We start from the raw sequence: 12,807 nt of genomic DNA on the forward strand, positions 1-12,807 counted from the left end.
CGCCCGGCTGGGCGTTGATGACCTGATGGCGGACATCGCGGTGATCTTCCACTGGCCGCCGTCTGAAATGGCCGGAATGACGCTCACGGAGCTGTTGAACTGGCGCCACAAGGCACTGCAACGCAGCGGAGTTAATCACGATGAGTAAAAGCCTGCAGCTACAGGTGCTGCTGAAGGCCGTAGACCAAGCCACCCGCCCGCTAAAGAGTATCCAACAGGCAAGCAAACAGCTTGCCGGTGACATCAAAACCACGCAGCAAACCCTCAAGGCTCTGGACGCGCAAAGCGCCCGGATTGAGGGATTTCGCAAGGCGCAGGGACAGCTTGCCGTTACCGGCAAGGCACTGAAGAAAGCCAAGGAAGAGGCGGCCGCGCTGGCCGTCCAGTTCAAGGCGACGGAAAAGCCCACGGCGCAGCAAGCGCGTTTACTGGAGGCATCGAAGCGCGCTGCCGCCGAGCTGCAGACGAAATACAACGGCCTGCGCCAGTCGGTGCAGCGCCAGCGTGACGCGCTCAATGCTGACGGCATCGCTACCCGGAACCTGAGCGCCGAACAGCGCCGGTTGAAGGCCAGCGCCAGCGAAGCCACGACAGCGCTGGGCCGCCAGCGCGGCGAGCTGGAACGCCTGAGCAAGAAACAAGAGCAGGTTAACCGCGTCGGCGCGCGTTACCGTGCCGGGCAATCGGCAACCGCGACTGTCCGTAATACCAGCGCGGCCGGGCTGGGTATCGCTACCGCCGGACTGGTCGCTGAAGGGGCGTTTATTGCGCCGGGGGTGCAGTTCGACAGGCAGATGTCAGACACGCAAGCCACGCTCGGACTATCGAAGAATGACCAGCAACTGGCCGCCATTCGCCAGCAGGCGCGGGATATAGGCGCCACGACCGCTTTTTCGCCGACGGATGTCGCGCGCACGCAATCCGTATTGGCGAAATCCGGCTTTAACGGCGATGCCATTCTGAAATCGACCGAATCAACGGTAAATCTGGCGCTGGCCTCCGATCTGGACATCGCCGACGCGGCCGACATCATCACCAACATGCAATCGGCGTTTAACATGCCGATAGACGAGATCCAGCGCGTCGCGGATGTGATGACCAAAGGTTTCACAAGTTCAAACAGCAATTTGATGGATTTTGGCGAGGCGATGAAGTACGTCGCGCCGATCGCCGAGGCGGCCGGGGCCAGTATCGAGGACACCACCGCCTTGCTGGGCGTGTTGGCCGATAACGGCATCAAGGGGTCTATGGCCGGTACGGCGGCCAGTGCGATGTTTACGCGGTTACAGGCGCCCGTCGGGCAGGCGGCTGATGCGTTGTCAGAATTGGGCGTAAAAACAAAGGACGGCAAAGGAAACATGCTGCCGATCGCGAACATCCTCAAGAAAATTAACGGCTCGTTTAAAACCAACAAGCTCGGCACCGCGCAGCAGGCCGAATACCTGAAAGTCATTTTCGGCGAAGAGGCGATGAAAGGCGCTATCAAGCTGATTGACGCCGCCGGTAACGGCAAGCTGAGCGAAAAACACAGCACCGTCACCCAGTCCAAAGGGGCTACGGCCCAGATTGCCCGAGTGAAGGTGGACAACCTCGACGGCGACCTGAAAAACCTGTTTTCGGCGTGGGAAGATGTTCGCATTGAGGTGTTCGACGGCCAGAATTCAGCGCTGCGCAAACTCACGGTTTCCGCCACCGAATGGCTGACCAAGGCCGGGGCATGGGTGAAGGCCAATCCTGAGCTGGTCGGCACGCTGGTGAAAGTCACGGCGGGCGTTACGGCCCTGATCGGTGGCCTCGCTGCGCTGGGCCTTATTGCATGGCCGGTGATGGCCGGGGTCAATATGTTGATTGCCGGGGCCGGGCTGCTTGGAACGGTCTTTACCACCGTCGGCGCCGGGATTGCGGCCGCATTCAGTGTGATCACCCTGCCGGTGGTCGCGGCGGCGGCGGTGATTGCCGGTGTGGCGTTGACTATCCGTAAATATTGGGAGCCTATCAGCGCCTTTTTAACGGGTATCGGCGAAGGCTTCAGCGCCGCTTTCGCGCCGATGCGCACTGCGCTTGTCCCGCTGGCAGGCGCATTTACGCCGCTGCTGAGCATGGTGCGCAACGTCTGGCAGTGGTTCGGTAAGCTGAACGAGCCAGTGAAATCTTCACAGGCCGAACTACAGACGGCCGCGCGTTATGGGCGCATGTTCGGTGAATGGATCGCGGCCGGATTGAGCCTGCCGCTGCAGCTGTTGGGCGGATTGCCCGGCCTGCTGACCGGCATCTGGGGCGTTGCGAGCGGTATCGCGGAGCGTGCCGCCGCCGTCTGGGACACCATCGGCGAGCGTGTTAACGCGGCATGGCTGGCGCTGAGCGCCGCCACGGTTCAGGCATGGGATCGGCTGACTGGCTGGCTTAATGGCAAATGGGAGGGGCTGGTAAACGGGGCTAAAGCGCTGCCGGGACAGTTCAAAGAAGCCGGGATGAACATGATCAACGGGGTCATTGACGGCATTAGCGAGCGCTGGGAGGCGCTGAAAGACAAGTTTTCCAGCCTCACGGATATGCTGCCTGACTGGATGAAGTTTGGCGACGATGAGGCGGAGGTTAACCCGGCGATTTCATACAACCGCCCGGCGCCTGAGCTGATGCCGGGGCCGGGGCCGGGCTATGCGGGGGCATTCGACAAGGGCGGCATCATCCCGCGCGGCCAGTTCGGCATCGTCGGCGAGCGTGGCCCGGAGATTGTCAACGGCCCGGCGAACGTCACCGGGCGCCGGAAAACGGCGGCGCTGTCGGCGGCGATGTTATCGCTGTCAACGCCGGTGATGGCGTCGGCCCCTGCTGCCGCACCCGCTACGGTGCCAGCCCCGATCACGATTCAGGTGTACGGCGCCCCCGGCCAAGACGCGGCATCTATTGCGCGCGAAGTCTCGCGCCAGCTCGAGGCCGAACGACGCAAACACGCGGCCGCCGCGCGCAGCCGCATGAACTACGAAGGGTAAAACCATGATGTTAACGCTGGGCCTGTTTGTTTTTATGCTGCAGACGCTGCCGTATCAATCCATGAACCGCAACGCGGAATATCGCTGGCCGAGCAACGGCCGCGTTGGCCTGCGCCCGGCGGCGCAATTTCTGGGGATGGATGAGGAAAAAATTACGCTGTCCGGGGTGCTGCTGCCGGAGATCACCGGCGGCCGCTGGTCACTGCTGACGCTGCAACTGATGGCCGAGCAGGGCCGGGCGTGGCCGCTGATTGAAGGCACCGGCACGATTTACGGCATGTTTGTGATCGAGTCGATTTCTGAAACGCACTCCGAGTTTTTCGCCGACGGCAGCCCGCGCCGCACAGAGTTCACGCTCAACCTGAAGCGGGTCGATGAATCCCTGTCGGCGATGTTTGGCGATCTGCGCCAGCAGGCCGGGGAGCTGTACGATAAAGCCGGAGAGATGGCCGCCGGTGCTATGGGAGGGTTGTTATCATGATCCCCGGCGTAAGCCTGCCAGCCGGGGCGCGAGTTGCCCCGGATTTCTCGCTGTTGCTACAGGATAACGACATCACGCAGAACATTCGCAAGCGGCTGATTTCTCTATCGCTGACGGATAACCGGGGCTTTGAGGCTGACCAGCTCGACATCGAACTGGACGACAGCGACGGACTGATGGCGATGCCTCAGCGCAATGCGGTGCTGTCGCTGGCGCTCGGCTGGCAAGGCTCGCCATTGACGCCAAAAGGCCAGTTTACGGTCGATGAGGTCGAACACCGGGGCGCGCCGGACACGTTGACTATTCGCGCGCGTAGTGCGGATTTTCGCGGCTCGCTGAACACCCGGCGCGATGAGTCCTACCACGACACCACTCTGGGCGACATTGTGCAGAAGGTGGCTGCGCGCAATAAGCTGAAAGCCTCGCTGGCCGCCGGTCTGGGCACCATAAAAATCAGCCATATTGACCAGACGCAGGAGACGGACGCGGCATTTATTACCCGACTCGCAACGCTCAACGGCGCGGTGGCGGCGGTGAAAAATGGCGCTCTGCTGTTGTTGCGACCGGGGAACGGCGCCACGGTAGGCGGGAAGCCGTTGCCGGTGTATACAATCACCCGGCAGGATGGCGATCAGCACAGTTTCAGCATTGCCGATCGGGATGCCTACACCGGCGTGACGGCGAGCTGGCTCAATACCAAACAGCCGAAGCCGAAGAAAGTGAAGCTGCAGCGCAAGCCAAAAGAGCAGCATTTACGTGCGCTGCAACACCCGAAGGCGAAACCGGGCAGCAGTAAAAAACCGGGGAAACCGGCGGAGGCAGCGAAAGGTGACTATCTGGTGGGGGCAGACGATAACGTGTTTGCGATCACCAAAATTTACGCCACCAAGGCCGCCGCGATGCGGGCAGCACAGGCGAAGTGGGAAAAGCTTCAGCGCGGTGTGGCTGAGTTCTCACTGTCGCTGGCGATGGGCCGGGCTAACATCACGCCGGAAACGCCGGTACGTGTCAGCGGGTTTAAAGCGGCGATCGATGCGCAAGACTGGATAGTGAGCAAAGTCACGCACAATTTGAGTAACGGAGGTTTTACGACGGCGCTGGAGTTTGAGGTTTTGCTGTCGGATGTGATTTATGAAGTCTCGTAATGTGAATTGATGTTTTGTAAATTCACTTAAAGGTAGTTTTGTTCTCGATCGGGCGGAGTATTATCGCGACAAATGAGAGATTGAGAAGGGAATATCAACATGATGCATTGCCCGCTTTGCCGAACTGCCGCCCATGCCCGCACAAGCCGCTATCTAAGTGAGAATACTAAAGAGCGTTATCATCAATGCCAAAACATAAATTGCAGTTGTACTTTTGTGACGTTGGAATCTATTCAGCGGCAGATCGTATCACCGGGCAAAGTTGATATCGCTCCGCCACACCCAACCCGAAGCAATCAGGGAACACTTTGGATTTAACAAGAAGCCTGCGAAAGCAGGTTTTTTTATGCCCGTAAAATGGCTGTCGCCACTTTGTCGCCACAGGGTAGTTATGTGCTTTGTGTGGCATTGTTTTATAAGGATATTTTTTCAAGGCAACAAAAAACCCGATAATCTTGAACCTAAAAGGCGGGATTATCGGGCTCCACAAAATGGGGACATCAAAGAAAAGCAGTGGCACTAATTCAGACTGCGGCCCCCAACGAAAGTTCTGGCCGGCGACAAAAAAATCAAAATATTTTTATCGCCGATCCATCTCTCCCGCTAATCGATCAGCCGAGTATGCCCGGCCATAGCACCACGATGAGTGAACCCGCCAGCGTTAACAGCACGTTAGCGATGGCGTAGGTGCCGGCGTAACCCAGCGCCGGGATGTTGCTGCGCGCGGTATCGCTGATGATCTCCATCGCCGGTGCGCAGGTGCGGGCGCCCATAATCGCGCCGAACAGCAGGGCGCGGTTCATGCGCAGCACGTAGGCACCGAACAGGAAGCAGATAATCACCGGCACCAAGCTGACGATCAGCCCGGCGATCAGCATCTGGCCGCCGACCGCGCCCAGGCTGTGGCCGATGCCGGCGCCGGCGCTCAGGCCTACGCCCGCCATAAACACCATCAGGCCGAACTCTTTCACCATGTTCAGCGCCCCCTGCGGAATGTAGCCGAAGGTCGGGTGGTTGGCGCGCAGGAAGCCGAGCATAATGCCGGACATCAGCAGGCCGGCGGCGTTGCCGATGCCGAACGAGAAGTTGCTGAACTGTATGGTGATCTGGCCGATCAAAAGGCCGATGATGAAGAAGGCGCAGAACGCCAGCAGATCGGTCACCTGGCTGTGAATCGAGATAAAGCCAATTTTCTCCGCCACGCTCTTCACCCGGCGCGCGTCGCCGCTCACCTGCAGCACGTCGCCTTTGTTGAGCACGATGCTGTCGTCGATCGGCATTTCGATCTGGCTGCGGATCACGCGGTTGAGGAAGCAGCCGTGGTCGGTCAGCTTCAGCTGGCTCAGGCGTTTGTTCACTGCGTTGCTGTTCTTCACCACGATCTCTTCGGTGACGATGCGCATGTCGAGCAGATCGCGATCGAACACTTCCTTACCGTTGCGGAAGCTCGGATCCAGCCGCGCGTGGGCGTCCGGGTAGCCGACCAGCGAGATCTCATCGCCCACCTGCAGCACCGCGTCACCGTCCGGGTTGGCCAGAATGCCGTTGCGGCGGATGCGTTCGATGTAGCAGCCGGTCTGGCGGTAGATGCCCAGCTCGCGCAGGTTCTTGCCGTCGGCCCAGGCCACCAGCTCGGGGCCGACGCGGTAGGCGCGGATCACCGGCAGGTAGACCTTGCGCTGGCTGTCGGTGTCCAGGCCGCGTTCACGAGCGATTTGCTGGGCGGAGGTGGACAGATCCTGGTGCTGCAGCTTCGGCAGGTAGCGCGCGCCAAAAATCAGGCTGACCAGACCGATCAGGTAGGTGAGGGCATAGCCGAGGCTCAGATGATCCTGCGCCGCCAGCAGCGCCGGGCCGTTGACGATGGTGTTGCGCAGCGTATCGCCGGCCCCCACCAGCACCGGCGTGGAGGTCATCGAGCCGGCCAGCATGCCGGCGGTCAGGCCGATGTCCCAGTGGAACAGCTTGCCGAGACCGATGGCGATCACCATCGCCGAACCGACCATCACCAGCGCCAGCATCAGGTAATTTTTGCCGTCGCGGAAGAAAATCGAGAAAAAGTTAGGCCCGGCTTCCACCCCGACGCAGAAAATAAACAGCATGAAGCCGAGATTCAGCGCCTCGGTGTTAATGGCGAAGTGTTGCTGGCCGAGCAACAGGGAAACCACTAAAACGCCAATGGAATTACCGAGTTGGACGGAGCCCAGACGGAGTTTACCGAGGCACAGCCCCAGCGCGAGTACCACGAACAGTAACAGAATGTAGTTACCGTTTAACAAACTAGCGACGTTTATGTTCACGGAGGATAACTTATTGTTTACCAGTAAGTGCTTGATATAGATAACTATAAGAGATAAATTCAGCCTTAAAACGACGTCATAAATCACCACCAGCAGAAAGCGAAGCGAACCATCGTTCGGCGGCGTTCATTCTAGACGCTATGACCGATGACAGCCAGCACAGAAAGCTGATTTCCTGCGCCGCCGTGCGCATTTAACTCTCTTTTGACCAAGGAAAAAATTCGGTTCAGCGTCACCTGACGGGTGGCCGGGCTGATTTCTATTGATGCGGTAATTGGGCGGGGGAGAATTCGCATGACGAGTTATCGATATTGGCTGGGCATTCTCAGCTGTTTTCTGTTGTTCAACCTGGTGTTTCTCGGCCAGCAAACCGGCCTGTTCGGCAGCACGGATCATGAGCACCACGGGGAAACCGGCCTGCTGCTGTTTGTGATCCCCGGCGCGATCGCCAGCTATCTGTCGAGCCGCAAGCGGCTGCTGTGTCCGCTGCTGGGGGCGCTTTATGCCTTGCCGCTCTGCCTGCTGATCCGTCACTTCTGGCTGACGCCGTCCTATTCGTTCTGGCAGGAGCTGGCTTACGCCACCAGCGCGGTGTTCTGGTGCGTGTTCGGCGCGATGCTGATGCTGTTCGCCCTCGGTCTGTTGCACACGCTCCAGCAGCTGCATCGGCGGCAGCGGCAATAAAAAAAGGCGCGTTAAGCGCCTTTTTTGTCGTTCAAAAACTTACTGGAACAGGTTCAGGTGTTCTTTAGCGTAAGCTTCGAAATCGGTGCAACCGCCGATGTGCTTCTCATCCAGGAAGATCTGCGGCACGGTTTCAACCGGTTTACCGACGGTTTTTTCCAGATCGGCCTTGGTGATGCCTTCCGCGTGGATGTCAACGTAACGGAAGTTGAAATCGTCGCGTTCTTCAGTCAGTTTTTCCGCCAGTTCTTTAGCGCGGACACAATAAGGACAGCCAGGACGCCCGAAGATTACTGCAAACATGCAACGCTCCTTAATTGGATTTTCAAAAAATTGTTCGCTACCGCAACGACATCCCGTCACCGAAAAAGTCATTACCTGCGTCAGATGGCGCCTACTATGCCCGTTGAGGCGGTGAAAAAAAAGCAGGAATTACCTGTTAATCTGATTCATGTAACCAATTAGTCTGCCGGGGCTGTCGCCGCCGACGGGAATTCACTACACTGGGGGCAGACCTTCTGGAGAAGAAAAATATGCGTTCATTCGGTGACTTACCGCGCCCGGTGCTGGTGTTGGAAGGGCTGGGCATCGTGATGCTGGTATTGGCCTACCTCAGCATTCACGGGCACCTGCAGCTGCCGGGCTGGCTGGCGTCGCAGCAGGCGGCGGTCGGCATGATTTTCCTCGGCGTGGCGCTGATGGTGCCGGCGGCGGCGTTTCTGGTATGGCGCGTGGTGCAGGGGTTCGGGCCGCTGATGCGCGGCGGCCTGCCGCCGGAAAACGATCGCCGTAAGCCGCAAGATGCGGACGCATCGAAAAATCATCAGGACAGCGATCCGCGCGCCTGAGCGCCGCGGCCGCTAACCCGCCTGCGGGGCAGGCGTTGGCCTTTTTTGGGGTGACGAGTGAAAATTGCCATTCTTTCTCGCGACGGATCGCTCTATTCGTGCAAGCGGCTGCGTGAAGCGGCGGAAGATCGCGGGCACAGCATCGATATCATCGATCCGCTTTCCTGTTATATGAACATCAACCCGGCGGCGCCGACCATTCACTATCGCGGCCGTCAGTTGGAGCGTTATGACGCGGTGATCCCGCGCATCGGTTCCGCCATCACCTTTTACGGCACCGCGGTGCTGCGCCAATTCGAGCTGCTTGGCAGCTACCCGCTCAACGAATCCGTGGCCATTACCCGCGCCCGCGACAAGCTGCGTTCGCTGCAACTGCTGGCCCGGCAGGGTATCGATCTGCCGATCACCGGTTTCGCCCATTCACCGGACGATACCGGCGATCTGATCGAACTGGTCGGCGGCGCGCCGCTGGTGGTCAAGCTGGTGGAAGGCACGCAGGGCATCGGGGTGGTGCTGGCGGAAACTCGCCAGGCGGCGGAAAGCGTGATCGACGCCTTTCGCGGCCTGAACGCCCATATTCTGGTGCAGGAGTACGTGCGCGAAGCGCAGGGCCGCGACGTGCGCTGCCTGGTGGTGGGCGGCCGGGTGGTGGCCGCCATCGAGCGGCAGGCGAAGCCCGGCGAGTTTCGTTCCAACCTGCACCGTGGCGGCAGCGCCCGCAAAGTGACCATCACCGCCAGGGAGCGGGCGATTGCGGTCAAAGCGGCGAACACGCTGGGGCTGGACGTCGCCGGGGTGGATATCCTGCGCGCCGAGCGCGGCCCGCTGGTGATGGAGGTCAACGCCTCACCGGGGCTGGAAGGGGTGGAAACCACTACCGGGCTGGACATTGCCGGCATGATGATCGAATACATCGAGCAGCGCGGCCGGCCGGGGTTCCGCCTGAAATCGGGCGGCTGACGGTACGCGCGTTGCGCTTTTCCCGCCGAGCAATATCTTAATTAGTGAATTAAGCCGCATTGATCGTGGCGTATCGGGTGAATATTCCGTAAGCTATGCGCCTTTTCGCGTTTTGAATATTGTGAGGCTGGTTATTATGGATTCACTCATTGTCCCCGATTTGGCGCTGTTGCGGCGCTGGCTGGATCAGTCGGGCATTTCTTTCTTTGAGTGCGATTCCTGCCAGGCGCTGCACCTGCCGCACATGCAGAACTTCGACGGCGTGTTCGACGCCAAGATAGATCTGGTGGACAACGTCATTCTGTTCTCCGCGCTGGCCGAGGTGAAGCCGACCGCGCTGATCCCGCTGGTGGCGGATCTGAGCCAGATCAACGCCAGCTCGCTGACCATCAAGGCCTTTGTCGACATTCAGGACGACAACCTGCCGAAGCTGATCGTCTGCCAGTCGCTGAGCGTGGCGGTCGGCATCACCTACGAGCAGTTCACCCACTTCATGCAGCAGGGCGAAGAGCAGGTCTCGATGGTGATCCTCGAGGCGCGGGCGAACGATCTGCTGTTTATGGGGGACGAAGAAGAGATCCCCGCTGGCGCCGTGCGTCAGCCGATGCTGCACTGATCCTCGCTGTACCTTAAGCATGCCGTCGCTCCGGCGGCATGTTGCCGTGATTCCCCTCCGCAATTAAATATTCTGCACTTTGGCCTCTGTCGCCCGATCTTTCTCGGCTTTTAAGCCGTTAATGCCGTATCACATAGAGAAAAATTGCATAAAAAATCGATAAATGGCGTTTTTTACCCTGGGGGCTGGCGGGTTGCGATGGCAGCGGCTATGCTGCTGATTCTGCAAAGGGCTTGCGATTTCCCTTGTAACCACGCGAGCAGGGCAGTGCAAAAAGGCGCATGCAATCATATGCATAGCCATTCATTTCGCGGTTGCAACGATTGCGCTCAATCAGGAAAGGTTTTGTATCGCTGCAGATACAAGTTCAATTCTATGATTTACCCTGTTTTGGAGGAAGTTACGGATGGTCACCCAACGTAAAAAGTGGTTATCGGGTGTGGTTGCCGGTCTGTTGATGGCCGCGTCCGTCACGGCGTCAGCCGAAGAGAAAACGCTGCACGTGTATAACTGGTCCGACTATATCGCGCCGGATACCCTGGCCAAATTCCAGAAAGAAACCGGTATCAAAGTGGTGTACGACGTCTTTGACTCCAACGAAGTGTTGGAAGGCAAACTGATGGCGGGCAGCACCGGTTACGATTTGGTGGTCCCTTCATCCAACTTCCTCGAGCGTCAGTCGCAGGCCGGCATTTTCGAGCCGCTCGACAAGAGCAAGATCCCCAACTACAAAAATCTCGATCCCGAGATGCTGAAGCTGGTGGCGCATAACGACAAAGACAACAAATACGGCATCCCTTACATGATGGTGACCACCGGCATCGGCTATAACGTCGACAAGGTGAAGGCGGCGTTGGGCAAAGACGCGCCGGTTAACAGCTGGGATCTGATCTTCAAGCCGGAAAACCTGGAGAAGCTCAAGAGCTGCGGCGTCTCCTTCCTCGATGCGCCGAGCGAGGTCTACGCCACCGTGCTGCATTATCTGGGCAAAGATCCCAACAGCACCAACGCGGCGGACTACACCGGCGCGGCCAACGATCTGCTGCTGAAGCTGCGGCCGAACATCCGCTATTTCCACTCTTCTCAGTACATCAACGATCTGGCGAACGGTGACATCTGCGTGGCGATCGGCTGGTCCGGCGACGTGATGCAGGCGGCCAACCGCGCCAAAGAGGCGAAGAACGGCGTGAATGTGGCCTATGCGATCCCGAAAGAGGGGGCGCTGACCTACTTTGACATGTTCGCCATGCCGGCGGACGCCAAAAGCAAGGACGCCGCCTACCAGTTCCTGAACTTCCTGCTCAAGCCGGACGTGATGGCGGACATCAGTAACCACATTTACTACGCCAATGCGGTGAAAGATTCCACGCCGCTGGTGAACGCCGAAGTGCGCGATAACCCGAACGTCTATCCGCCGGCCGATTTGCGCGCCAAGCTGTTCACGCTCAACGTGCAGTCGCCGAAGCTGGACCGTGTCATTACCCGCGCATGGACTAAAGTTAAAAGCGGGAAGTGATGATGGGGGAGCCCCCCATCGTCGGTAAACCGGCAGGCGGGTGTTTCCCGCCTGCATTGCCGTTTTGGGCCACGGCGCTCGCCGTGGTTTTGTGCCGCTTTACGCCGGAGAGCACCCCGATTGAACGACGCTATTCCTCGTCCTCAAGCCAAGTCGCAGAAGGTTTTCACCCCTCTGCTGGAAATCCGTAACCTCACCAAAACCTTCGACGGGCAGAATGCGGTCGAAGACGTCAGCCTCACCATCTATAAGGGTGAGATCTTTGCGCTGCTTGGCCCGTCCGGCTGCGGCAAGTCCACCTTGCTGCGCATGCTGGCCGGTTTTGAACAGCCGACGGAAGGGCAGATCGTGCTCGACGGGCAGGATATGTCGCATGTGCCGCCGTACCAGCGGCCGATCAATATGATGTTTCAGTCGTACGCGCTGTTCCCGCACATGACCGTGGAGCAGAACATCGCGTTTGGCCTTAAGCAGGACAAAATGCCGCGGGCGGAGATCGCCGAACGGGTGGCGGAAATGCTGGCGCTGGTGCACATGCAGGAGTACGCCAGGCGCAAACCGCACCAGCTTTCCGGCGGCCAACGGCAGCGGGTGGCGCTGGCGCGCAGCCTGGCCAAGCGGCCGAAGCTGCTGCTGCTGGATGAACCGATGGGCGCGCTGGACAAGAAGTTGCGCGACCGCATGCAGCTGGAAGTGACCGACATTCTCGAGCGCGTCGGCGTGACCTGCGTGATGGTGACGCACGATCAGGAAGAAGCGATGACCATGGCGGGGCGCATCGCCATCATGAACCGCGGCAAGTTCGTGCAGATCGGCGAGCCGGAAGAGATCTACGAGCATCCGAACAGCCGCTTCAGCGCCGAATTTATCGGTTCGGTCAACGTCTTCGACTGCGTGCTGCAAGAGCGCCACGACGATGCGCTGATCCTGCAAAGCCCGGGGCTGCGCCATGCGATCAAAGTGGATCCGGACGCCTCGGTGGTGGACGGCGTGCCGATCCAGGTCGCGCTGCGGCCGGAAAAGATCCTGCTGTGCGAACAGGTACCGGAAGACGGCTGCAACTTCGCGGTAGGGGAAGTGGCGCACATTGCCTACCTGGGCGATCTGTCGATCTACCACGTGAAACTGCACAGCGGGCAGATTATCAGCGCCCAGCTGCAAAACGGCCACCGCTTCCGCAAGGGGATGCCCACCTGGGGCGATGAAGTGCGTCTGTGCTGGGAAACTGACAGCTGCGTCGTGTTGACGGTGTAGTGGAGCCGGT

At 59.3% G+C, this 12,807-nt stretch carries 13 protein-coding genes; 11 read left to right on the forward strand and 2 right to left on the reverse strand.

Going from position 1 to position 12,807, the window contains the following annotated elements:
- Positions 1-25 precede the first annotated feature (25 nt).
- The 5 genes from ACJ8J1_RS14400 (at position 26) to ACJ8J1_RS14420 (ending at position 4,937) form a co-directional block, all read left to right on the forward strand.
- Positions 26-148 (forward strand): GpE family phage tail protein, encoded by a 123-nt coding sequence (locus ACJ8J1_RS14400; protein WP_026142543.1) that lies wholly within the window; start codon positions 26-28, stop codon positions 146-148.
- Positions 141-2,993 (forward strand): phage tail tape measure protein, encoded by a 2,853-nt coding sequence (locus ACJ8J1_RS14405; RefSeq protein WP_442520376.1) that lies wholly within the window; start codon positions 141-143, stop codon positions 2,991-2,993. Before ACJ8J1_RS14400 ends, ACJ8J1_RS14405 begins: the two co-directional genes overlap by 8 nt.
- A 4-nt stretch (positions 2,994-2,997) precedes the next feature.
- Positions 2,998-3,474, forward strand: a complete 477-nt coding sequence (locus ACJ8J1_RS14410; protein ID WP_342094551.1) for a phage tail protein — start codon at positions 2,998-3,000, stop codon at positions 3,472-3,474.
- A complete protein-coding gene (locus ACJ8J1_RS14415; protein ID WP_442520377.1) occupies positions 3,471-4,619 on the forward strand; it encodes a phage late control D family protein in 1,149 nt (382 codons plus the stop codon). Before ACJ8J1_RS14410 ends, ACJ8J1_RS14415 begins: the two co-directional genes overlap by 4 nt.
- Before the next feature lie 99 nt (positions 4,620-4,718).
- The gene (locus ACJ8J1_RS14420) at positions 4,719-4,937 is read left to right on the forward strand and encodes a DNA-binding transcriptional regulator (protein ID WP_072265518.1); all 219 of its coding nucleotides are present in this window, start codon (positions 4,719-4,721) and stop codon (positions 4,935-4,937) included.
- A gap of 293 nt (positions 4,938-5,230) precedes the next feature.
- Here ACJ8J1_RS14420 and ACJ8J1_RS14425 read toward each other — a convergent pair whose 3' ends face one another.
- Positions 5,231-6,919: an aspartate:alanine antiporter gene (locus tag ACJ8J1_RS14425; RefSeq protein WP_004938680.1), complete on the reverse strand. Its 1,689-nt coding sequence runs from the start codon at positions 6,917-6,919 to the stop codon at positions 5,231-5,233.
- A 294-nt stretch (positions 6,920-7,213) separates the two neighbouring features.
- On the opposite strand from ACJ8J1_RS14425, the gene ACJ8J1_RS14430 reads away from it, so the two are divergent.
- The gene (locus tag ACJ8J1_RS14430; RefSeq protein WP_033642521.1) at positions 7,214-7,603 is read left to right on the forward strand and encodes an inner membrane protein YbjM; all 390 of its coding nucleotides are present in this window, start codon (positions 7,214-7,216) and stop codon (positions 7,601-7,603) included.
- Positions 7,604-7,642: 39 nt separating this feature from the next.
- Here the strand turns inward: ACJ8J1_RS14430 and ACJ8J1_RS14435 are convergent, their stop codons facing one another.
- Positions 7,643-7,906 carry a GrxA family glutaredoxin gene (locus ACJ8J1_RS14435; protein ID WP_004938676.1) on the reverse strand — a complete coding sequence of 88 codons (264 nt, stop codon included), beginning with the start codon at positions 7,904-7,906 and terminating at the stop codon, positions 7,643-7,645.
- A 230-nt stretch (positions 7,907-8,136) separates the two neighbouring features.
- Between ACJ8J1_RS14435 and ACJ8J1_RS14440 the strand changes: the two genes are divergently transcribed.
- From ACJ8J1_RS14440 to potG, 5 genes are all read left to right on the forward strand, one after another.
- The gene (locus ACJ8J1_RS14440) at positions 8,137-8,451 is read left to right on the forward strand and encodes a YbjC family protein (RefSeq protein WP_033642522.1); all 315 of its coding nucleotides are present in this window, start codon (positions 8,137-8,139) and stop codon (positions 8,449-8,451) included.
- 57 nt (positions 8,452-8,508) lie between these two features.
- Entirely contained in the window at positions 8,509-9,411 is a 903-nt protein-coding gene (rimK, locus tag ACJ8J1_RS14445; RefSeq protein ID WP_033642523.1) for a 30S ribosomal protein S6--L-glutamate ligase, read from the forward strand.
- Positions 9,412-9,547: 136 nt separating this feature from the next.
- On the forward strand, positions 9,548-10,027 hold the full coding sequence (locus ACJ8J1_RS14450; protein WP_004938666.1) for a YbjN domain-containing protein: 480 nt from the start codon (positions 9,548-9,550) through the stop codon (positions 10,025-10,027).
- A 406-nt stretch (positions 10,028-10,433) separates the two neighbouring features.
- The gene (gene potF / locus ACJ8J1_RS14455) at positions 10,434-11,543 is read left to right on the forward strand and encodes a spermidine/putrescine ABC transporter substrate-binding protein PotF (protein WP_033642524.1); all 1,110 of its coding nucleotides are present in this window, start codon (positions 10,434-10,436) and stop codon (positions 11,541-11,543) included.
- Positions 11,544-11,663: 120 nt separating this feature from the next.
- The gene (potG, locus tag ACJ8J1_RS14460) at positions 11,664-12,797 is read left to right on the forward strand and encodes a putrescine ABC transporter ATP-binding subunit PotG (RefSeq protein WP_033642525.1); all 1,134 of its coding nucleotides are present in this window, start codon (positions 11,664-11,666) and stop codon (positions 12,795-12,797) included.
- Positions 12,798-12,807: the final 10 nt, after the last annotated feature.

This window comes from Serratia sp. CY37869 (assembly GCF_052168895.1).
Lineage (GTDB): Bacteria > Pseudomonadota > Gammaproteobacteria > Enterobacterales > Enterobacteriaceae > Serratia > Serratia ureilytica.

Coding starts and splice junctions, on each gene's coding strand:
- ACJ8J1_RS14400 (WP_026142543.1), top strand. CDS start 26: ATGGCGGACATCGCGGTGATCTTCCACTGGCCGCCGTCTGAAATGGCC.
- ACJ8J1_RS14440 (WP_033642522.1), top strand. CDS start 8,137: ATGCGTTCATTCGGTGACTTACCGCGCCCGGTGCTGGTGTTGGAAGGG.
- ACJ8J1_RS14405 (WP_442520376.1), top strand. CDS start 141: ATGAGTAAAAGCCTGCAGCTACAGGTGCTGCTGAAGGCCGTAGACCAA.
- ACJ8J1_RS14420 (WP_072265518.1), top strand. CDS start 4,719: ATGATGCATTGCCCGCTTTGCCGAACTGCCGCCCATGCCCGCACAAGC.
- ACJ8J1_RS14415 (WP_442520377.1), top strand. CDS start 3,471: ATGATCCCCGGCGTAAGCCTGCCAGCCGGGGCGCGAGTTGCCCCGGAT.
- potF (WP_033642524.1), top strand. CDS start 10,434: ATGGTCACCCAACGTAAAAAGTGGTTATCGGGTGTGGTTGCCGGTCTG.
- ACJ8J1_RS14450 (WP_004938666.1), top strand. CDS start 9,548: ATGGATTCACTCATTGTCCCCGATTTGGCGCTGTTGCGGCGCTGGCTG.
- ACJ8J1_RS14430 (WP_033642521.1), top strand. CDS start 7,214: ATGACGAGTTATCGATATTGGCTGGGCATTCTCAGCTGTTTTCTGTTG.
- ACJ8J1_RS14435 (WP_004938676.1), bottom strand. CDS start 7,906: ATGTTTGCAGTAATCTTCGGGCGTCCTGGCTGTCCTTATTGTGTCCGC.
- ACJ8J1_RS14410 (WP_342094551.1), top strand. CDS start 2,998: ATGATGTTAACGCTGGGCCTGTTTGTTTTTATGCTGCAGACGCTGCCG.